The sequence below is a fragment of the Parabacteroides sp. AF27-14 genome, from assembly GCF_003635425.1.
Lineage (GTDB): Bacteria > Bacteroidota > Bacteroidia > Bacteroidales > Tannerellaceae > Parabacteroides > Parabacteroides distasonis.
Genome location: NZ_QTLZ01000010.1, coordinates 461 through 22933, shown reverse-complemented (window position 1 = coordinate 22933; position 22473 = coordinate 461). Strand labels below are relative to the sequence as shown.

Annotated in this window: 16 protein-coding genes; 9 read left to right on the top strand and 7 right to left on the bottom strand. The window is 48.1% G+C overall.

Going from position 1 to position 22473, the window contains the following annotated elements:
- Positions 1 to 20 precede the first annotated feature (20 nt).
- Both xylA and xylE read left to right on the top strand, forming a co-directional pair.
- The gene (xylA, locus tag DWY79_RS11930; RefSeq protein ID WP_036612660.1) at positions 21 to 1349 is read left to right on the top strand and encodes a xylose isomerase; all 1329 of its coding nucleotides are present in this window, start codon (positions 21 to 23) and stop codon (positions 1347 to 1349) included.
- A 96-nt stretch (positions 1350 to 1445) separates the two neighbouring features.
- Positions 1446 to 2993 (top strand): D-xylose transporter XylE, encoded by a 1548-nt coding sequence (xylE, locus tag DWY79_RS11925; protein ID WP_122369385.1) that lies wholly within the window; start codon positions 1446 to 1448, stop codon positions 2991 to 2993.
- 74 nt (positions 2994 to 3067) lie between these two features.
- Here the strand turns inward: xylE and DWY79_RS11920 are convergent, their stop codons facing one another.
- Positions 3068 to 5515 carry an ABC transporter permease gene (locus DWY79_RS11920; RefSeq protein WP_122369384.1) on the bottom strand — a complete coding sequence of 816 codons (2448 nt, stop codon included), beginning with the start codon at positions 5513 to 5515 and terminating at the stop codon, positions 3068 to 3070.
- 345 nt (positions 5516 to 5860) lie between these two features.
- Here DWY79_RS11920 and hypD point away from each other — a divergent pair, with 345 nt between their 5' ends.
- Positions 5861 to 8293, top strand: a complete 2433-nt coding sequence (gene hypD / locus DWY79_RS11915; protein WP_122144253.1) for a trans-4-hydroxy-L-proline dehydratase — start codon at positions 5861 to 5863, stop codon at positions 8291 to 8293.
- A gap of 3 nt (positions 8294 to 8296) precedes the next feature.
- Positions 8297 to 9202 carry a glycyl-radical enzyme activating protein gene (locus DWY79_RS11910; protein WP_122144235.1) on the top strand — a complete coding sequence of 302 codons (906 nt, stop codon included), beginning with the start codon at positions 8297 to 8299 and terminating at the stop codon, positions 9200 to 9202.
- Positions 9203 to 9215: 13 nt separating this feature from the next.
- Here DWY79_RS11910 and DWY79_RS11905 read toward each other — a convergent pair whose 3' ends face one another.
- The 3 genes from DWY79_RS11905 to DWY79_RS11895 are packed head-to-tail and all read right to left on the bottom strand — an operon-like array spanning position 9216 to position 10871.
- Positions 9216 to 9623 carry a HEPN domain-containing protein gene (locus DWY79_RS11905; protein ID WP_005862800.1) on the bottom strand — a complete coding sequence of 136 codons (408 nt, stop codon included), beginning with the start codon at positions 9621 to 9623 and terminating at the stop codon, positions 9216 to 9218.
- Complete coding sequence (locus DWY79_RS11900; protein WP_122144236.1) at positions 9620 to 9934, bottom strand: nucleotidyltransferase domain-containing protein; 315 nt, start codon at positions 9932 to 9934, stop codon at positions 9620 to 9622. The genes DWY79_RS11905 and DWY79_RS11900 overlap by 4 nt, the downstream gene beginning before the upstream one ends.
- A 58-nt stretch (positions 9935 to 9992) precedes the next feature.
- Positions 9993 to 10871, bottom strand: a complete 879-nt coding sequence (locus DWY79_RS11895) for an AraC family transcriptional regulator (RefSeq protein WP_122144237.1) — start codon at positions 10869 to 10871, stop codon at positions 9993 to 9995.
- 145 nt (positions 10872 to 11016) lie between these two features.
- Between DWY79_RS11895 and DWY79_RS11890 the strand changes: the two genes are divergently transcribed.
- From DWY79_RS11890 to DWY79_RS22770, 5 genes are all read left to right on the top strand, one after another.
- Positions 11017 to 12048 (top strand): efflux RND transporter periplasmic adaptor subunit, encoded by a 1032-nt coding sequence (locus DWY79_RS11890; protein WP_121962091.1) that lies wholly within the window; start codon positions 11017 to 11019, stop codon positions 12046 to 12048.
- Positions 12045 to 15125, top strand: a complete 3081-nt coding sequence (locus DWY79_RS11885; protein WP_122369383.1) for an efflux RND transporter permease subunit — start codon at positions 12045 to 12047, stop codon at positions 15123 to 15125. Before DWY79_RS11890 ends, DWY79_RS11885 begins: the two co-directional genes overlap by 4 nt.
- Before the next feature lie 42 nt (positions 15126 to 15167).
- Entirely contained in the window at positions 15168 to 16463 is a 1296-nt protein-coding gene (locus DWY79_RS11880; RefSeq protein WP_087344961.1) for a TolC family protein, read from the top strand.
- 52 nt (positions 16464 to 16515) lie between these two features.
- Positions 16516 to 17325 (top strand): 3'(2'),5'-bisphosphate nucleotidase CysQ, encoded by an 810-nt coding sequence (gene cysQ / locus DWY79_RS11875; RefSeq protein ID WP_036612678.1) that lies wholly within the window; start codon positions 16516 to 16518, stop codon positions 17323 to 17325.
- 221 nt (positions 17326 to 17546) lie between these two features.
- Positions 17547 to 17696 carry a hypothetical protein gene (locus tag DWY79_RS22770; protein ID WP_008772348.1) on the top strand — a complete coding sequence of 50 codons (150 nt, stop codon included), beginning with the start codon at positions 17547 to 17549 and terminating at the stop codon, positions 17694 to 17696.
- Positions 17697 to 17975: 279 nt separating this feature from the next.
- Here DWY79_RS22770 and DWY79_RS11865 read toward each other — a convergent pair whose 3' ends face one another.
- The 3 genes from DWY79_RS11865 to DWY79_RS11860 all read right to left on the bottom strand — a co-directional run bounded on the left by DWY79_RS11865 (position 17976) and on the right by DWY79_RS11860 (position 22267).
- The gene (locus DWY79_RS11865; RefSeq protein WP_122369382.1) at positions 17976 to 21275 is read right to left on the bottom strand and encodes a hypothetical protein; all 3300 of its coding nucleotides are present in this window, start codon (positions 21273 to 21275) and stop codon (positions 17976 to 17978) included.
- Positions 21276 to 21338: 63 nt separating this feature from the next.
- On the bottom strand, positions 21339 to 21467 hold the full coding sequence (locus DWY79_RS23380; protein WP_369974953.1) for a hypothetical protein: 129 nt from the start codon (positions 21465 to 21467) through the stop codon (positions 21339 to 21341).
- A 29-nt stretch (positions 21468 to 21496) separates the two neighbouring features.
- Entirely contained in the window at positions 21497 to 22267 is a 771-nt protein-coding gene (locus tag DWY79_RS11860; protein WP_233563972.1) for an IS1595 family transposase, read from the bottom strand.
- Positions 22268 to 22473 lie beyond the last annotated feature (206 nt).

Genomic DNA, 22473 nt, shown 5'->3' with positions numbered 1-22473 from the left:
CATTTTTAATATATATTATTATGAGTTACTTTAAAGGAGAGAAAGAATTTTTCCCGGGAATCGGACAGATTCAGTTTGAGGGACGTGAGTCAAAAAATCCGTTGGCATTTCATTATTATGACGCGGATAAGGTAGTAATGGGTAAGACACTAAAGGATCATTTACGCTTCGCTATGGCTTATTGGCATACCTTATGTGCTGAGGGAGGTGATCAGTTTGGTGGTGGAACGAAGACATTCCCTTGGAACGACAGCACGGACGCTATCACCCGCGCGAAGTACAAGATGGACGCCGCTTTCGAGTTTATGACCAAATGTAATATTCCTTACTATTGCTTCCACGACGTGGACGTGGTGGACGAGGCTCCTACGCTGGGCGAGTTCGAGAAACGTTTGCAGACGATGGTGGAACATGCCAAGGAGCATCAAGCCGCTACCGGAAAGAAGCTTCTATGGTCTACCGCGAACGTCTTCAGCAATAAGCGTTATATGAACGGCGCCGCTACGAACCCTTATTTCCCGACCGTGGCATGCGCTGGCACGCAGATCAAGAACGCTATCGACGCTTGTATCGCTTTAGGGGGCGAGAACTATGTATTCTGGGGCGGCCGTGAGGGTTATATGAGCCTATTGAACACGAACATGAAACGAGAGAAGGATCATTTAGCCATGATGTTGACGATGGCCCGTGATTATGGCCGTAAGAACGGTTTCAAGGGTACGTTCCTGATCGAGCCGAAACCGATGGAACCGACGAAACATCAATATGACGTGGATTCGGAGACCGTGATCGGCTTCCTTCGCCATTATGGATTGGACAAGGATTTCGCCTTGAATATCGAGGTAAACCACGCTACCTTGGCCGGACATACATTCGAGCATGAGTTGCAAGCCGCCGCCGACGCCGGCATGTTGTGCAGTATTGACGCAAACCGTGGCGATTACCAGAATGGTTGGGATACGGATCAATTCCCGATGGATATCTATGAGCTGGCACAGGCTTGGCTGGTTATCCTTGAGGGAGGTGGCCTAACTACCGGAGGTACGAACTTCGACGCCAAGACCCGCCGTAATTCTACGGACTTGGAGGATATCTTCATCGCTCATATCGGTGGTATGGACGCTTTCGCCCGTGCCTTGATGATCGCCGCCGATATCCTTGAGAACTCAGACTACCGCAAGATGCGTGCCGAGCGTTACGCTAGTTTCGATGCCGGCGAGGGCAAGGCATTCGAGGATGGCAAGCTTACGCTGGAAGATCTTCGTACGATCGCTTTGCGTGACGGCGAGCCGAAACAGATCAGCGGTAAGCAGGAATTATACGAGATGATTGTAAATCTGCATATCTAAATAATTGAAAATCGAGAATTGGGAATTGAAAATTATCGTGCGTAAGCCCTAGTTTTCAGCTCTCAATTCTCAGTTTTTAATTAATAAATCTATTCCATGAAAAGTAACAACACTTATATTTTCGCTCTTACCTTGGTCGCTACCTTGGGAGGTCTGCTGTTCGGGTATGACACGGCGGTGATCTCCGGTACGGTAGAGTCTTTGCGTAAGTTCTTCATCGAGCCGCAAGGGCTTCCGTTGGATCAGGCGAACGCCTTGGAGGGCTTCGTGGTAAGTAGCGCGTTGATCGGATGTATCCTCGGCGCCTCGTTCGCCGGGTGGATCAGCCAGCGTTACGGCAGGAAGCCTACATTGATACTGGCCGCTATCCTTTTCTTGCTTTCCGCTATCGGCTCGGCTTGGCCGGAGCTGTTTATCGGCATGCCCGGAAGTGGCGATCATACGTTTATGTATGCGTTCGTGGCTTATCGTATTCTGGGAGGTATCGGCGTGGGGCTGGCCTCCATGGTATCGCCGATGTATATCGCCGAGGTGGCTCCGGCCGATCGCCGGGGGAATCTGGTGGCATGGAACCAGTTTGCCATTATCTTTGGTATGCTGGTGGTATATTTCGTGAATTATACGATCGCCCTTCAAGGAGATGCCGCTTGGCTGAATACGATCGGCTGGCGTTGGATGTTCGCTTCCGAGATTATTCCGGCGGTATTGTTCCTCTCGTTCTTGATGTTCGTGCCGGAGACGCCTCGTTACCTCGTGATGCGTGGGCGTACGGAGAAGGCGTTGGGCGTCTTGAGTCATTTGATGGATCGGGCGGACGCTGGCCGTGAGCTGGAGGACATACGGAATAGTTTCAAGGAGAAAGCTCCGTCGATGAAGCCTTACTTCCGGTTTATGGGGACTTGGCTGGCGCTGTTCTTGGCCGGCTACGGGTTGTTGTCGTGGGCAGGTAATACGAACGCGTTGGAGATCGCCTTGTTGGCTAGCTTCTGTATCGCCTTGTTGTTCCCGATCCGGTCGTTTGGCGTGCTGATCATCTTGGTGGGCGTGCTGCTCTCCGGTTTCCAGCAATTCGTGGGGATCAACGTGGTGCTTTACTATGCCCCGGAGATCTTCAAGACGATGGGAGCGGCCACGGACGCCGCCCTTTTGCAACAGATCGTGGTAGGGGCGGTGAACCTGTCGTTTACCGTATTGGCTATTTTCACGGTGGATAAGTTCGGACGCCGTCCGTTGATGATTATCGGGGCGCTCGTCATGGCGGTATCTATGTTGATCTTGGGAACTACTTTCTATACCCATTCGGTGGGTATGGGATCATTGGTCTGCATGCTGGTTTATACGGCGGGATTCGCTATGTCGTGGGGCCCGGTCTGCTGGGTGCTGCTGGCCGAGATCTTCCCGAACTCGATCCGCTCCACGGTGATGAGTATCGCCGTAGCCGCGCAGTGGATCGCCAACTTCTTGGTATCATGGACATTCCCAATGCTGGATAAGAATCAATACTTGACCGATACGTTCAATCACGGTATGGCCTATTGGATCTATGGCGTGATGGGTATATTGGCGGCGTTGTTCATCTGGAAATTTGTCCCCGAGACGAAAGGAAAGACGCTGGAGGAGATGGAAGGTTATTGGAAACGGTAACCAAACCTGAGACAAGATAATATATGAGTAAAAAAGGACGGATCAATCTACCCGTCCTTTTTTCGTAATGAACCTTAATGCCCCAATTTAGACGCCGGATTTGCCATCGCCGCCCGATAACTCTGGAAAGTAACCGTAGATACGGTCAGTGTCATTATGATTACCAAAGCCACTAAAAATACCCATACGTAGATCGGCGTTTTATAAGCGAAACTTCGTAACCAAATATGCACCCCGTAGTAAGCAAGCGGGATCGAGATAATAAAACAGACGAGCGTGATCCGGAGGAAAGACGAGTTCAGCATCCAAAGGATCTGCCGGACCGTGGACCCATGTACTTTCCGCACGGCTATCTCCTTTTCCCGTCCCTGTAGCTCAAAGATAACCAGTCCGAATACTCCCACGAGGGATAAAAAGACGGCCATCAGGCAAAGGGCGGTAATCAGCGCTCCCTGCCGCACACTTTTACTGTAAAGCTCCTCCAGCGCCGTATCAAAGAAATGGATATCGGCCGGATAACCCGGGATCAATTCATCCGTTACCTTCCGGATGTGCTCGATAGCCGTCCGGGGATTTCCGCCGGCGATCTTGACATAAGCGTATCTTTCCGGCACCGAACGGCGGTAATGATTCTTAGCCGAGGTCCAAAGTCCCATCGGGCGTAACTCTTTATACAGGGATTCATAATGGACATCCTCAAAGATACCGACAATCCGTACCGGTATATCATTATCCGTGATGCTTGTCCCTACCAAGTCCGATAGGTCGTCCGGTTTCTCGGGGGAAACACCCGAGGCGATCTCCCTCGCTGCCGTCTCGCTAAGGAGGCAAACGGCCTGCGTGTTATCCGCCGCCTCATCCGTCGGCCGGAACTTCCTTCCGGCGATCATCTTTACATCCATTAGCTCCGGGAAATTGGCGGATACTCCCAGCCAGCTCATATAGTAATGTTGGCCTTTGTAATTATACCCGATGAAAGAACGTGATTCGTCCGAGACAAATTTGAACTCACTAAAGGAAACATCACGGATAGCGGGGCTTTCCAAGAGACGTGCCTTGAACAATTCGCCCTTTTTCAAGGCCGCCCCCATGCTTAGTCTTACCTCCAGTACGTTTTCTTTATTGAATCCCAAGTCCACGTTCCCTATATATCTGTTTTGCAAGGAGACGAACAACGCTCCGACAATCAGCGTGATCGAGATAACGAACTGGAACCCTATAAGTAACTTGCGAGTGTTCTTGGCCCGGTCGCTAAGGGTAAAAGACTTATTCAGCGCTATGACAGGAGGAAACGAGGTGATATAGAAAGCGGGATACAAACCGGCCAGTATACCGCCGCCTGCGACAAGGAAGAATGTGTACGCCGGAATCTTCCAGTTGGCATACAGATCCAACGGATGCCCCACCATATTCGTGACCCATTGCACGTTATTCAAAAATAACAGGAAAAGCAAGGCGAGGAAGAAGGCGACAACCGAGATTCCCAAGGACTCCAAGACCAGATACTTCCGTAGCGTGGCGTCCGAGCTTCCCAGCACTTTCTGGATGGTGATCGACTTGGTGCGTATCGGCGCCAAGGCTATCGACAGGTTGATATAATTGACCAAGGCGATACCTATGATCAGGATGGCGATAAAGAATAACATATTCGTCCGTAGCTTATTACCGATGGGAGCGGCGTCCGCTCGGACCGGCTGGCCGAAATAGAGATCTGACAAGGGCCGGAGGCGCATATCCTCGATCGTGAAACTTTTCAGGAAAGCCCGGCTATCGGCCATATAGGTCTCGGTAGTGACAGAGGCGGATTCCGGCGTCGACATCAGCAGATAACAATAGTAAAGGCCGGTATGCCAGTTTTCCATCATCTCTTTCTCCATGATCGGGATATACAGGGCATTCTTCACCCGGGTGTTTTCCGGGAAATCGCGAAAGACGCCTCCCACGATATATGCCGGCTCAAAACTAAGCCCATATATAATCGAGCCTTCGGCCCCGGCGAACTCCGACAGATAAACCGGCTTCCCGATAGGATTTGCCTCGCCGAAGAGTTTCCGGGCCATGCTCTCCGGGATCAGCGTCCCTTCCGGACGTTTCAGGCAATCCGTATCGCCGGCCACCAGCTCGAAGCCAAAGACCTTGGTATATCCCGGGGTGATCCGTTCCACCTGCTCCATATAGCTCCGTGCGTCGGGTCCTTCACTGGCTGATATCCCAAAACGTACGGAGGAGTAAACAAGGTTGTTTGTGATAGCGGCCGCTTCTATATAAGGGGAGGCGGCGATGAAACGCTCGAGTTGTGGACGTGCGAAATTAGCCTCCCATATCCCGTCATCCCGCTTGTTTTCTAACTGAAAAATCCTTTCCCTGTTCAAGAGGGAAGCGTCGAAGCTATATTCATGACCGACATGTATGCTTATTAGCATGAATAACAGGAAAGCGAAGCTAAGTCCTAAAAGATTAGTGACCGTCGCTAATTTATAATGTCTCAAGACATAAAGCAGGTTCTTGAATGTACTTTGCATGGTATAAGTTCTTTTAATTTTAAACCCTTTGATCTGGAAATACAAAGCAAAGCTATTCCTTTATTTACGTTCCCGTGTTATTTTTTTGACAAACGGTTACTTTCTGTTGATGAATTGTGATATTATCAATAATTTCCTTATTTTTGCCATCATACTTCAAAAAGAAACAAGCGCTATGTTACACAAAGGCTATCGGATGCTTTTCAACTGCCTGATGTTTTATCTCTAGCAGATACTCTCCCTATATAAACTCATGGGGGCGGGGATGCCCGTCCTGTGTAACAATAAAAAATAACCTTGATGAGGGCGGATAGATCCTACCTCTACGATAAAACATATAATTTTATGAATACAACCCATCACACACATTCATGCGTACATGATACCGTCTCTTCCGTAGGAGCGAACAATTTCGGGATGAACGACCGTATCAAACGTCTGCGCCGGCAGACCTTCGAGGCCCAACCTTCCCTCTCCATCGAGCGGGCCTTGATCGAGACCCGTTTCTATCAGGAGAATTACGGGAAGTATCCGATCCCTATCCTGCGTGCCCTGAACTTCCTTGAGATCTGCAAGCGGAAGACGATCTATATCGGCGAGGACGAGTTGATCGTCGGCGAGCGGGGGCCCCGCCCCAAAGCCGTGCCTACCTTCCCGGAACTTACCTGCCATAGCGTGGAGGACTTGCATATATTGAATACCCGGGAGCTGCAACGTTACACCATCAGTCAAGAAGATATCGATACCTACGAGCGGGAGGTGATCCCGTACTGGAAAGGCCGTACCCAGCGGGAGCGCATCTTCAGCCACGTCCCCAAGGAATGGAAAGAGGCGTACGAGGTGGGTATGTTCACCGAGTTCATGGAGCAACGTGCCCCCGGGCATACCGCTTTGGACGGCAAGGTCTACCAATATGGCCTGCTGGACTTGAAGAAACGTATCGAGGGGGAACTAAGCGCCTTGGATTTCATGAACGACCCCGAGGCCACGGACAAGCAGGAGGAACTGACGGCCATGTCTATCTCCTGCGACGCCGCTATCCTGCTGGCCGAGCGACACGCGGACTTGGCCGACGAGATGTCTCTCACCGAAAAAGATCCTCGTCGTGCCGCTGAGCTGAGGAAGATCGCCGAGGTATGCCGCTGGGTTCCCGCCCACGCTCCCCGTACCTATTGGGAAGCGATCCAGATGTACTGGTTTGTCCATCTAGGTACGATCACGGAGCTGAATGGTTGGGATGCCATGAACCCTGGCCATTTCGACCAGCATCTGGCGCCTTTTTACGAGAAAGAGATCGCCGCCGGAACCTTGACCCGTGACGAGGCGAAAGAGTTGATGTCTTGCTTCTTCATCAAGGTAAACAATCATACCGCCCCGCCGAAAGTGGGTATCACGGCGAAGGAGAGCGGGACCTATAACGATTTCACGAACCTGAACATCGGCGGCATCCGGGCGGACGGCAGCGACGGCGTAAGCGAGGTCTCCTATATCATGTTGGAGACGATCGAGGAGCTGCATATCCTCCAGCCCGGCAGCGCCATCCACGTCAGTGCCCGTACGCCGGAGCGTTTCCTTCGTGCCGGGTGCCGGGTGATCCGCCAAGGCCATGGCTACCCGTCGGTATTCAACCCGGATGTGTACGTGCAGGAGTTGATGCGGCAAGGCAAGTCGCTGCGTGACGCCCGCGAGGGAGGTTGCAGCGGTTGCATCGAGGTGGGCGCTTTCGGGAAGGAGGCGTACGTGTTGACCGGTTATCTGAACGTGCCGAAGATATTGGAGGTGACCCTGCATAACGGCGTAGATCCGGTAAGCGGTCGCAAGGTCGGTCTGGAGACCGGCGATCCCCGTGGTTTCCGGACGTATGAGGAGCTTTACGCGGCATTCATGCGCCAGATCCATTATTTCGTGGACATGAAGGTGCGGGTCAGCAACTATATCGACCGCATGTTCGCCAAGTACGCCCCCGCCACGTTCCTCTCCCTGTTTATCGATGATTGTATAGCGAAGGGTAAGGATTACTACAATTGCGGGCCTCGTTACAACACCACTTATATCCAGTGTACCGGATTAGGCACGATAACCGATAGCCTTTCCTCTTTGCGGAAACACGTCTTCGAGGATAAGACCTTCACGATGGAAGCCTTGTTGGATGCGATGGCGGATAATTTCGAGGGACATGAACCGATGCGCCAAATGATCCTGAACCGTACGCCTTTCTTTGGCAACGATGATCCGTACGCCGACCAGATCGCCGTCCGTGTCTTCGACGATTTATATGACGCGATCGAGGGCAAGCCGAATACGAAAGGGGAGTGTTTCCATTTGAATATGCTATCCACCACTTGCCACGTCTACTTCGGCAAGGTGATGGGAGCCACCCCGAACGGCCGCTTGGCCGGGCGTGCCATCTCCGACGGTACCTCGCCCTCACACGGAGCCGATACCCACGGGCCGTCCGCCGTTGTCAAGTCCCTCGGCAAGCTGGATCAGGTGAAGAGCGGCGGCACGCTGCTGAACCAACGCTTCCTGCCCAGCCTACTCCGGCGGGAGGAGGATATCTCGAAGCTGGCCTCCTTGATCCGTAGCTACTTCGCCTTGGGTGGCCATCATATCCAATTCAATATTGTGGATACGGAAACGCTTTACGCCGCCCAGAAGTGTCCGGAGGACTACCGGGATCTGCTGGTCCGTGTAGCGGGCTATAGCGACTATTTCAACGATATGAACGCCGATTTGCAAGCGGACGTGATCGCACGGACGGAGCAAGAGACTTTCTGAGCCATGCTGTTATTCGATATCAAACGATACGCCATAAACGACGGGCCGGGCATCCGTGTCACGATCTTCATGAAAGGATGCCCGCTTGCCTGCGTATGGTGCCATAACCCGGAAGGCATCTCGCCCCGGGCGGAGAAGCTGTATACGAGAAAGAAGTGCATAGGTTGCGGGACCTGCGTGAATGCCTGCCCTGTCGGGGCGTTGACCTTGACGCAAGCGGGTATCGTCACGGATGGGTCTCTGTGCCGCACATGCGGTAGATGCGCCGAGGTTTGTCCTACCTTGGCGATGGAGATGTCTGGCCGTGAGTATTCTCTGGATGAGGTCATGCGTGAGATCGAGAAAGAAACGGTCTTTATGGATCGTTCCGAGGGAGGCGTTACCTTCTGCGGGGGAGAGCCGTTGTCGCATCCATCGGACTTGGTTGCCCTGCTGGATCGTTGCGGAGCGTTGGGAATCCATCGTGCGGTGGATACGACCTTGTTCGCCTCGCCGGATACCGTCCGGAGCGTAATGGAGCGCACGGATCTTTTTCTGGTGGATTTAAAGCATATGGATTCCGGTAGCCATCGTCGTTTCACGGGTGTCCCGAACGAGCGTATCCTCTCCAATCTTCGGATGATCGCCGAGGCCGGCATAGACTTCCTCATTCGCGTCCCCTTGATCGAGGGCGTCAATGCGGACGAGGAGAATATATTCCGCTCTGCCACCTTCCTAGCCTCCTTGCCGTGGGAGCGGAAAGTCGTCAATCTCCTCCCGTACCACGACATCGGAAAAGGTAAGCACGATAAGCGAGGAACCCTCTACAATCCCGGGCATCTTCCGCTATCCACCCCTTCCGAGGCAGTCCTGCAAAGGTGTATCGATCAATTCGCCTCTTGCGGGATAACTGCGTTGATCGGAGGATAGTTCTCTTTGGGAACTATTCTTCTTTCAATAATTGGTTGATTGTATGAATGAATAATTCGGCTTGTGGATATAAGTTATCCAACATTTCCTTATCACAATAAACAAAATCGTCATAATCTCCACTATGTCTTTTCTCAAATAAAGTCGAGAATATTTTCCCGATTTTTATAGGAAGCTTTCCGGTAGAGATAAAATGTAATCCAAGCATAGTCTTAACTCCATTATGTGTTTGTGGTTGGTGATCATATTTTAATAGCAGGGAAACCGCTGCGTAATAGCATGCATAATAGAGGCGATTAACAGCAGCATTATAGAAAGACTCACGCATCATCACTTGAGCTTCTTTCAATGTCTCATAAGCACGTTGGATTCGATAGTTGATCAATGCGTTCTTACTTTCTTCATCTAGGATCTCTTTCATAATACAATACCTTCGTTTATAACATTAATATAGAAAGGAGTTTTAAAGGGACGGTTTTCCCAGAGTTTTCTTAACATGACGATGGGGCTGATATTTACGCCAGTCTTTAGTTCCAGCTCATACAAGGGTAAAGTAATTTCTTCCTCTCGTTCCAAAGTCATTTTCTCTCCGTCTATCAAGATGAGTAAGTCGATATCGCTATCAATCCGAGCGTCTCCACGTGCTTCCGAACCGAATAAGATAGTTTGTGCCGTGGGAGCTATCCGGCGCATGATATCTTTTATCTGATCTATAATTTCTGTTCGTTTCATTTTATCTTTTCATTAAATGACTTCTGTCGTGAGACAAAGATAATTATTTTTCTGATTATTACCATTTCTTCCGATACTCCGTAGGCGATATCCCGACGTGTTGCTTGAAGTATTTACCGAAGAAGGATTGGTTGGCGAAGTTTAGCCGGTCTGATATCTCTTGGATGGAAAGGGTGGAGGAGGATAATAACGCCTTCGCCTCCAAGACAACGTAATTATCGATCCATTCCCCGGCCGTACGGTTGCTGACGTTCTTTACCAAAAGAGATAAATATTTGGGAGTCACACATAATTTCCCGGCGTAGAAAGCTACCGATCGTTCCTGCTTATGATGTAAGGCGAGCGTTTGTATGAACGCCGCGAACAACTCCTCTTGCCGGCTCTTCTTCACCTCGATCGGCATATGATTCTTAAACATGCCGTAAACCTCGTGGAATACCGCCAACAATAAGCTCTGGGCAATCTCTTTCCGGTAAGGATGCCCTTTCGCTTTCACTTTCTTCCAGAGGAAAGAATGATATTCCTTGATACAACCTATCTCCTTGGTATTCAACTCGGTGACCGGATGCTCCTTGATGTAGAAGAACGCCGGCAAGGTATTCTGTATATGAGGAATGATCTCCTCCATGAAATTCTTGGAGATGACGATGAAGATCCCGGCCACGTCCTCGCTACGTTCCACGTGTTGGATGATCTGATCAGGCAAGGACAATACGAGATGGTTTTCCCCTACGACATATTCCTCCATATTGATCCGTATACGCATGAAGCCTTTCGTGCAAAGCGCGAATACGACGGCGTCTATTCGCATCGGATGGTCGAGCGAGGGAATATCGTCGATGTTATCGAATATGGCGAAATCCTCGTCGATAAAGTCTATGCCGGGTACGTTCTCGATAAGAGAGATACAAGCTTGAGGTAGATCTGTTACGTTCATAATTTATTCTTGTTTGGGCGATAAAATTAGTGAAATAATAGAATAATCCAATTGAAATGTGTCAAATAGGACAATTTGGTTGCAAAACGGAACTTCTTTGGAGTGGATAAACTCATCATCTTCGCGGTATAATAAATCATAGGATATGAAAAGGATGAAAGGCATTGTTTATGGAGGATTATTATCCGTCGTGTTCGTGATGTCCGGATGCTCGGGCAGTCAAAAAGAGGGACGGGATAGCAAAGAGATCCCGGTGGAGATCGTGAAGGTAGCGAAGACCGTTCCGGCGGATACAAGGAATTACGTGGGAACGGTAGAGGAGGTCGTATCCTCCTCGATTAGTTTTCAGGTGATGGGTAATGTAGAGCGAGTATTGGTGGGCGAGGGGCAGAAGGTCCGTGAGGGCCAACTACTAGCGGTGTTAGACAAGGCTACGCTGGAAAACGCCTATAACGCCTCGGCCGCTTCCTTGCGACAAGCGGAGGACGCCTATGCCCGCATGAGAACCTTGCACGAGAATAAGAGCCTGCCGGATATGAAATGGGTAGAGGTGGAGAGCAAATTGGAACAGGCCCGTTCCATGGAGCGAATCTCGAGGAAAAACCTTGAGGACCGGAACCTGTATGCCCCGTTCGGCGGCGTTATCGGCAAGCGCATGGTTGAGGCGGGAGAGAACGTGCAGCCCGGGCAACCGGTTTTCTCCTTGTTAAGGATAGAGACGGTAAACGTGAAGATCGCCGTCCCGGAGAATGAGGTCGCCACGCTCGGCGATCAAGCCGCTATGATAAAGGTAGCCGCTCTGGGCGGACAATGTTTTGAGGGGAAAGTGACGGAGAAAGGTATCGTGGCCAACCCTATCTCCCATACTTACGAGGCGAAGATCCGGCTGGAGAACCCGTCCGGCGCTTTGTTGCCCGGCATGGTTTGCGATGTACGCCTGTCGGGAGAGGAATCCGTGCCGGCTATCGCCTTGCCGAACAACGCCGTGCTGATAGCGAACGACGGGGGGCGTTTCGTCTGGAAGATCGTAGACGGAGAGGCGAAAGCTACGCCCGTACGGACGGGCGACTTGACGGAGCAAGGCTTGTTTATTCTGGAAGGGTTGAACGAGGGGGATATCGTCGTGATAGGCGGTTACCAGAAAATCAGTGAGGGCATGAGAGTGCGTGCGTTATGAGAGAACGTAAAAACGGAGTGATCGAATGGACCATGCGTCATTACCAGATCACGTTGCTGGTGATTACCGTGCTGGTCGGGTTGGGTATTTGGGGTTTGGTGGACATGCCGAAACAGGAATTCCCGGAGTTCACCATCCCCCAAGGCGTGGTCGTGGGTGTTTACCCCGGGGCGACTTCCGGAGAGGTGGAGGAGCAGTTGGCCAAGCCTTTGGAGAGATACCTGTTTACCTTCAAGGAGGTAAGGAAGAAAAAGACGTACTCCATGTCAAGGGATGGAATGGTGTACGTGATGGTGGAGCTGAACGACGACGTGAACAATAAAGACGAGGTCTGGTCGAAGATCAAGCTCGGCTTGCAGAACTTCAAGTCGCAACTGCCCTCGGGCGTACTCGCCGTCATCGCGAATGATGATTTCGGCGATACTTCCGCCTTATTGATCACCTTGGAATCGGAAGACAAGACCTACCGGGAATTGCAGCGATACATGGAGACGCTGGAAGACCGCCTGCGCCGGATCGAGTCCGTATCCAACCTGCGCCGTTACGGGGTACAAAACGAGCAGATCTCGGTCTACTTGGATCCAGACAAGCTAGCCGCTTACGGCCTAGACACCCGTATGCTGATGACAACCTTGTTCACCCAAGGCTTTACCACCGCCTCCGGCTCCTTGGAGAATGGCGGCTTGGACATTCCCATCCACCTTTCCGTGACCTATCCCTCGGAGCGGGAAGTAGGCGAGCAGATCCTGCTGGCCGATGCCGACGGGCATATGATCCGCTTGAAAGACGTGGCACGTATCGTACGGGAATATCCCGAGCCGGATAGCTATATAACGAACAACGGCAAGAAAGCGATCATCCTTTCCATGGAGATGCGTGAGGGCCATAATATCGTACGATACGGAAAGGAGGTAGACGAGGTATTGCACGCTTTCGAGCGGGATCTTCCCGAGAGTGTCTCGATCCGCCGGATCGCCGACCAGCCGAAGGTGGTGGGAGACTCGGTAAGTTCCTTCGTGCGGGATTTGTTCGTGTCCATCGTGGTCGTGATCTTGGTGATGATGGTATTGTTCCCGTTCCGCTCGGCATTGGTGGCGGCTACCTCCATCCCGATCAGTGTCTTTATCTCGATCGGTGTCATGTACGCTTGCGGCATCCCGCTGAATACGGTGACGCTGGCCGCCTTGATCGTGGTATTGGGCATGATCGTGGATAACTCCATCATCGTGATAGACGCCTATCTGGAATATCTGGACAAGGGCTATTCCCGTTGGTACGCCGCCGTCTATAGCGCCAAGAACTATTTCAGCTCGATCTTGTTGGCTACGCTGTGTATCTGCGTGATCTTTTTCCCGTTGCTTTTCACGATGACGGGGCAGATGTTGGATTTCGTGACCTTCTTCCCTTGGACGCTTTCCATCTCCCTCATGGTGTCGCTGGCGGTGGCGATGGTCTTTATCCCGCTGCTGGAGCGGGTCTTGATCAAGAAGGGATTGAAGTCCGGGCGGGAGAATACGGGCAAGAAGAGGTTCAATCTGCTGGATACCGTACAGGCCGTCTATACGAGGGCACTGACGTGGACTTTCCGTTTCCCGAAAACCACGATCGGTCTGGGCGTCTTGACGGTTGCCTTGGCGATCCTGATGATCACCCAACTGAGCCAGCGTATGATGCCGATAGCCGACCGGGATCAGTTCGCCGTCGAGATCTATCTCCCGCAGGGAACCTCGCTGGACCGTACCGCCGCCGTGAGCGATAGCCTCTATAAACTGTTGTCGGAAGATGAGCGCATCCTGTCCGTCACCTCCTTTATCGGAACTTCCTCGCCCCGTTTCCAAGCTACCTACGCCCCGAACTTGGCCGGGAAGAATTACGCCCAGTTCATTGTCAACACCGCCTCGATAGAGGCCACCCGTAGCGTGTTGGATGATTATACGGACCGGTACGCCGATTATTTCCCCGACGCCTACGTGAAGTTTAAGCAACTGGATTACCAAAACGTATCCTCTCCTTTAGAGATCCGTTTCATGGGAGACGATATCGCCCGGTTGAAGCAGGCCGGGGATTCCTTGATGGCCGTGTTGCGTGAGATGGACGGCTTGGTCTGGGTACACACCAATTACGAGGAGGCCTTACCCGACGTACGGGTTCGATTGGACCCGGTGGAAGCCTCCCGCCTCGGGATCACGAAGGCGATGGCCTCGGCCGATCTGGCGATCCGTTACGACGGCCTCTCGGTTGGCTCCCTCTGGGAAGGCGATTACGCTTTGCCGATCCAGCTGAGATCCGATAAGAAAGGGGAGGGTGACGCGTTCGATAAGGTCGGCGACCAGTATCTTCCCACCATCGTCCCCGGCGTGAGCGTCCCGCTCCGGCAAGTCTCCACGATCGAGGGAGGCTGGAATGAGGGGCAGATCGTCCGTCGCAACGGCGTGCGTACCTTGAGCGTCTTCGCCGAGGTAACCCGGGGGACCAACCAGAACGCTATGCAGAAACGGATCGAGCGAGTCATGGAAAGCCGTATTATCCCGACCTTGCCCGAGGGCGTGACGTACGAGTACGGTGGAGCCAAGGAGCTGGATTTCGAGACGATGAACCCGCTGATGCAGGGCTTGGCGATCGCCGTGATCATTGTTTTCTTCTTCCTGTTGGTCAATTTCAAGAAGATCGGCTTGGCGTTGGCGGCCCTGTCCTCGTTGCTGCTCACCTTGTTCGGGGCGGCGCTGGGCTTGTGGGCGTTCCATATCGATTTCAGCTTGACGTGCGTCTTGGGCGTTATCAGCTTGATCGGTATCGTGGTGCGAAACGCTATCTTGATATTCGAGCATGCGCAAGACTTGCGGCTTCATAAGCATTATAGCCCGAGGGATGCCGCCTTCGACGCCGGCCGGCGACGCATGCTCCCGATCTTCCTGACCTCGGCTACAACGGCCGTGGGCGTGGTGCCCATGATCATCAGCGGCAGTTCCCTTTGGATGCCGATGGGTGTGGTGATCTGCTCGGGAACGGTCTTCTCGATGATCTTGGCGGTCATCATCCTGCCTGTTTTCTATTGGAAGATATTCGGGAGTAAATGAATGATACGGATGTGGATTAGGATATAATATAGGAATGAATATATGCGGAAAAAAGAGATGATAAAAAGATGGATATATGGCATCGTCGGTTCCCTCGTCTTATGCGTGGGGACCGTGAGCGCCCAGCGGACATTATCGCTGGAAGAATGCCGGGAAATGGCTTTGGAGAATAACGCGAAGATGAAGAACGCCCGTTTGGACGTAGAAGGGGCGAGGGAAGGAAAAAAGGAGGCCTTTACGAAATACTTCCCGAATGTCAGCGCCGTGGGAACGGCATTCAAGGCGAACCACGGGATGATGGATATGAGCGTGATACCGGGCCTTCTCGAGTTGTCGATGATGGATGACGGCTTGCTGGGTGGGGTGACCGCTATCCAGCCCGTGTTCGCCGGCGGACAGATCGTGAACGGCAATAAGCTGGCCGACTTGGCGCTCGAGGTGAGCCGTTACCAGATGCGCCAATCCGAGGATGAGGTAGCCCTGACGGTGGAGCGGTATTACTGGCAATGGATCTCCCTTCACGAGAAATTAAGGACGATCGAGATCGTGGAATCCTTGGTGGGGAGTCTTTATAAGGATGTGGAGGTAGCGGTCGGCGCCGGCGTGACGACTCGTAATGACCTACTGCAAGTCCAGTTGAAAAAGAACGGCGTGGCGAGCGACCGCCTGCGGGTGGAGAACGGCTTGCGCCTCTCCAAGATGGTGCTGGCTCAATATATCGGTATCGGGGAAGATGATTTCGAGATCGATTTCACGCTGCCCGCCGAGGTGCCCTCCCCGGAGCTTTACCGGGTGAGCCATGAGGAGGCGCTCCCTACGACACTCTCTTATAAATTGCTGGAGAAGAACGTGGAGGCCGCCCGTCTTCAACAAAAGCTGAAGGTTGGGCAATACTTGCCCACCGTGGGGATCGGAGCCGGGTATATGTATCACGACTTACTGGATAAGGACCGTCCGTTCGGCATGGTTTTCGCTACCGTAGCGATTCCGATCAGTGATTGGTGGGGCGGCTCGCACGCCATCCGGAAGCAAAAGCTTCAGGTGAAGGCGGCCGAGTATTCCCGCCAAAACGCCAATGAGCTTCTGTTGGTGCAAATGCGGAAGCTCTGGAACGAGCTGGAGGAGTCTTATAAGCAAGTCAAGCTCTCGGAGGAGTCCATAGCGACGGCCGAGGAGAATGTCCGCCTTAATACGGACTATTATAAGGCGGGCACGGTAACGCTGAGCGATCTTCTGGACGCCCAATCGCTCCTCCAGCAAAGCCGTGACCAGTATACGGGTGATTATACGGCTTATTTGATCAAACGTACGGAATATTTACAGGCGACAGGGCGTTAATTTGTTTTTTTTCCATATATTTGCTTATTAACAAATAATAAAACGAGAAGTGATGATGAGCTACGCCAATTATCTTTACATAGCGATCCGTGCTGCGGTAGACGCAGGCAAGTCGATCATGGATATCTATAACGACCCCGAATCAGACTTCGGGATAGAGAGAAAAGCAGACAACTCGCCGTTGACAAAGGCGGATAAGGCGGCCCATCGATTGATAACAAACGCTTTGTCCGTTACCCCGTTTCCGGTCTTAAGCGAGGAAGGAAAGGAGATCCCGTTCAAGGAGCGCTCCAAATGGGAGACGCTGTGGATCGTGGACCCGCTGGACGGTACCAAAGAGTTTATCAAGAAAAACGGCGAGTTTACCGTGAATATCGCCTTGGTGGAGAAAGGTGTGCCCGTGTTGGGCGTCATTTATGTGCCCGTCCGGAAGGAGTTGTATTTCGCCTCCTCCTCTGTGGGTGCTTATAAGTTTACGGGAATCGATAGCAGTAGCCAGCCCTCGATGGACGAGATGAAGCAGCGGGCGATACATTTGCCGATGGCGCTGGCGCATCAAGGAGTCGTGGTAGTGGCGTCCCGGTCTCACCAAACGGAGGAGACCACCGCTTTCATCGATAATCTCCGCAAGCAGGGAAAGCCCGTTACGTTGATCAGTAGCGGCAGCAGCCTGAAGATTTGTCTGGTAGCGGAAGGCTCGGCCGATATCTATCCCCGTTTCGCCCCGACGATGGAGTGGGATACCGCCGCCGGCCACGCCATCGCCAAGTCTGCCGGTTGCGACATATATCATATCGACGGCAAGACCCCGCTTCGCTATAACAAGGAAGATTTGCATAATCCGTGGTTTATCGTGAAGTGAGGGAGGTGAAATAAGAGAGTATGTGCTTACGCTCTCTTATTTCTTCTTTTCGATGTCGGTATTATCCCAAGTATCGGCACTGCCCATGCTACTAGTTCTTATGCTTTTTCTTCTGTTATCAGCCCATCGAAATACCTCCGCAGCAACCACGCCATCGCCTGCTGTCGCACCATCGTCAGCCGGTAGTCCTCGCTGATGGGCAGGTGGCCCGGCGGTCGCCAATGGGTGAAGAGGCTCATGGCGTGGCGTTTCTCCTCCGGCCCGCCCATCCCGCTAAATTCAAGGGAACAGTCGATAAGATATTGGAGGCAGCTATCGCTTATTGGCACAAGTCTACCACCAATAGGAAGACCAAAGCTCGTAGCCTATAATACCCACGATAACGGCAAAGACACATGCCGCCGTATGGATGACGGAATAAAAGACCGCCTGCATTTCCTCGAAGGATAATTGCTGGAGAAAGTCGTAAAAATAAATGGAATTATCTATTTTAGGCTTGTTGTAATATAGCAGACCATTAGTGTTCCGTTAAAATGGGACACTAATGGAATAGATTATTAAAAAATATAGACACCTTCATATAAGAAAATGTCGACATGATTTGTAAAAGTTTACGAAGTTTGAAATTAGCAATTGACGATATGTATAATTCAATTATCTATATGAGTTTTATTATGTGCTTCAATAGCAATTAATAAATACAACTCATTTAATTTTGCCAATATTTTATCTATAAGTACTTTATTGTCATAATTTTTATGAGCCTTTTTTGATAATGAAACAATAGCTTTATGGGTATTATTGGTTGAATCATATTTGGGTATATATATTCGGGGACGTATAGGAAAGGAACGTGAATCAGAAGAATTAATTATGTATTCAGAAGCAATTGGCGTATTTAAAATACCACAAATATAATGTGCTTCATTTAAACTAATAAAATTTCCTTCTGAATCTTCACAGATAGTTACTGCGTGATTCTGGAATTGTGGTCGAACTTTACCACCCCATTTTGTCTCAATATCAGAAACAACAGCAGCACCCCATTTAGAATTATCTCTGAATGCGACATAGTAACGAGCAAAGCTGTAAGCTCCAACACGCGCTAATGCATAAAATTCACCTTTACGACCAATAATTCGCTCATTATAATTAGTTTGGCTACATATCAATTTCTTAAATTGATTATAGAATTTAGCTAGCTTTGGTGCATCTTTTACTAATTTATCCATTGGAATAGGCAATCTGTCACTGACTTTTTTATCATACGGGAATGGAACTATATAACCAGAAACCTCTATATGAAATGGTGTAATATCAGTACCTTGTATGAGTGGATGCAAATATTTAGTTTCCAAAAGACGATAAGTCTGTGGTACATTATATTTTGACTTTTTAACTTGAATATTTCTAAGGCTAGTACATTCTTTAGTTGGAGGCATCTCTGTTTGTTCAAAGATTATCATTTCTTGCGGATAAAATTCTATTCCTTCTCTTCCTATATAGCTTGATTCTCCAGCCACTGACTTCATATCGTTAATTAAAGCCTTATTTCGAATATATGTAAACATATTTCTAAAACTATGACATGTAGCTGCATATTGAGTTGAAATATTGAAATTTTCCAAAACAGAAAGATTTTCAATATTATCTATATTCTTGTTAGTCTTTTTTACATACCAATCAACTTCTATTCCATTGCTATATTCCACCTCTCTTCGTGAAATAAAGAATGTCAAGAACTTTTGAGTCACAGGATAAAACGGATGTCCTGCCTTATTCCAATTAGAGAGTTTCTTTATATATAAACGACTTCCATCTGATAACAAAAGGTTTCTAAATCCTTCATAAGAAGGTTGAAAAATTAAAGGCTCTGGCATTAAGAATCCAATAATTCCATCGTCTCCAAGCCAATTTTCAGCAACAACGTTTGTTATTAATGCACATATATTTAGATTAATTCCTCCAGTTACTCTATCTCCAGAAAAAAGATTTCTAGAAATACACAATGAAATTATTCTATCACGATATCCAGATGGCAAACTTTTCCAATCCACCCATGGTGGATTTCCAACAATAACATCAAATTTTCCCAAATTTGCTGTTGTAAGAAAGTTAGTAATTATTCTCGCCCAGATGCCATCCCAATTTTTTCTTTCTAATTCAACAAGTGAAGAGGTCAGTTTATGAATTTGAGATTGAATTTCATTTGTCAATTCTTTCTTTGGTACAAGTGATGATATGCAGTTATATGCGCCTTCTTCATTAAAGGCTTTAATATAAGGCTCTATATCTGTCATTGCTTTGGAAAATGCATAAGAATCCTCAACCATACTACATGGAACCACAATTTCAATTGGATCCATGAGAGTATTGATACTATATTCATAACATTTTATACCATCACATAATACTGATTTAGGTACATAAGATGAATCACCCAAGAAAATAGGTATTTCAATCTCATTTGTATTATCAAGCAGGTGCGAAATATTAATAAAGTAATTAACTCTAGCGGAAAGAACTGCAACAGGATTCAAATCAATGCCTTTGACACGATTCAAAATTTCCTTAAGTTGTTCTTCTTTTGATAAAGATTTTGTTTCGTAAAGAACCTGCCCAATCATAGCTGTTACAAATGTTCCAGAACCACAACAAGGGTCAACACCTTTCCATTTTGAAACACCACATAACTCAATAGCCTCTTTTACAACATGATGAGCTAACCACTGTTTGGTATAATATTCACCTAAAGAATGTCGAACCTCTGCTGGCATCATACCTTGATATAGCTCCTTAAAGAAATCACGTGATTCTGATGATTGGTTTAATACAGGACGACTTGAATATTTACTTAATACTTTAAAAACAGAATTCAAAGATTCTGCAATGGTTGAGTTCCATTGTTCATTAAAAGCATACCAAGAAAAGAAATCACCCTCTAATAAATTTAACATTCCGTAATCACGAAAAATTGCACCTTCCTCTAGACTAGCCAATTGTGACCTGAGAGACTCTATTGGCGTGTTTGATATCGCTTCAAAATCAATAAATGATGAATTATATCTTATTAGGCTTATGATTCTATATGCTACAATCTTTACTATAATAACATACGCTGTTTGTAATGCAAACAATGCTTTGTATTCCTCATCTTTTTTAGTAAACTCAACTTGAAATACATTTTGCAATGCAATCTTTCTATCTATTATAGCTTGTTGCTTTGATATGTCATCATGAGATAGGTTAAATAGTTCCTTCCACTCATTGAAGAGCATTACTGTTCTATCTGTCATATTCGTTGACAGAGTGCTGTACAAAGAGTTAGCAAGTTTTATACCTGTACTAGAATGCCCTGAGCAACAAAAATCCTTAACGAGGCTTTTTGATGATAGTGCTGTCTTGCTTAATTTTACTATTGATTGAATTAATCTATCCATAACTGAAGCGTTCAACTCACTGAATGCTTCAAGTATAATTCCAGAAGAATCTCTAGTAACAAAACAACCTTTTGTTCCGTCAGTTACAAAGCCTACTAATTCAGATTCTAAAGTCAAGCCAAGCATATAATCAGATATTTGACTTACTGCTTTATTCTGTTTTTCTATAGTATTTAGTGTTTTCGGTTGCTTAAACTCAATGATTAATGCACCAATAGCAGTATCAGCTCTACCTTTTGTTATATGTCTAGACGTTTCTATTGTTACTTCTTTTAATGGATGATATTCGTAACCTAACCGCCCAAAAACCTCCTTGAAAAAGTGAAAGAGAACACAATCGAAATAACTCTCAATTGTTGCTTCGTTTTGAGCAAGACGAGAATAATTTACTATCTCTTTACTTTTTTTTTCTAAGATATTTCTATATTCAGGAGAATGAATTATTGCCGAAAATTGCTTTTGTTTTAATATTTCTAATTCATTATTATTTTCTATTGCCTTCTTTGACATAACTTTTCTTATTATTGTATTTAGAATTGGGCCGAAAGTTCTAATAAATCCTCGGAGTTTACTTTATATTACTGCAAGTTTAACAAGTGAAGCAAACGCTTCGTTACTATCTCTATGATTAAGACGGTAGCAGAACTCGTTCACATACTTCTGCATATACTTAACCGACACGTTGTGAAACACACCATACATGCCACGTTTGAGTATTGCCCAAAAACTTTCTATACCGTTGGTATGGATTCCATCACCAAGTGAAAATGCAACAGTGGATCCACTTTCAACCGTACAAAGTTACAATCATTTTCCTTGTCGAGGATATTGTACCCTGCAAATTGATCGGTCATGACAGTTGTATTTTTCTTACATCCCTTTTTAAGTACATTGAAAAGTTGTTTGCCGCTTAACTGTTTTCCTTCTTCGTTATAATTAGCAACAACAGCATGAACCCTACCTGTATTACGTTCTTTTACTCCGATTACAGGAGTTTTAGAAGTACCACGACCTCTTTTAGGTTTGCTATCATTATCTTTATCATCGTCTGAATGATCATTGTTCTTACGAGGTTTGCCACCTACATAAGTTTCGTCAATCTCAACTATGGCTTCAAATGTTTCTTTATATTCTTCTTTTTCCATTGCCTTACGGATTTGATGGAGCATACGCCATGCAGACTGGTAAGAACCCATACTCAACTCTCTTTTTAGTTGCAATGCTGATATTCCTTTCCGGGATATGATAACAAGGTTCATTGCATACAACCACATGCGAATATCAAGATGCGTGTTTTCAAATATTGTTCCTTTTAATGCGGAAAATTCAGATTTGCAATTGTTACAATATAATTTTCTTCTATCATAGTTTTGATGGTATATGCCTTTATGAACACAACCACATTTAGGACAAACATAACCATCTTTGTATTTTGCAGCTACAATAAAATCTATTGCACTGTTTTCGGTAGGGAATCTCTTTGTAAACTCGAAGTATGTCATAATTTTCTTATTTTTACACTGCAAATTTACAAAGAGATTTTTAATTAGACAAGCCCAAAGTAGATAATTCCGAAAATAAAAGCCTGCCGCAATCAAGGCGGGCAAGCTGATAATCATTAATAAAGCTCCAAGGATCACGTAAAAACGTTCTTTGTCCATGTACATAATGTGTGCGCATTAAAAAGGTTAAACAATAGTGAGCTACC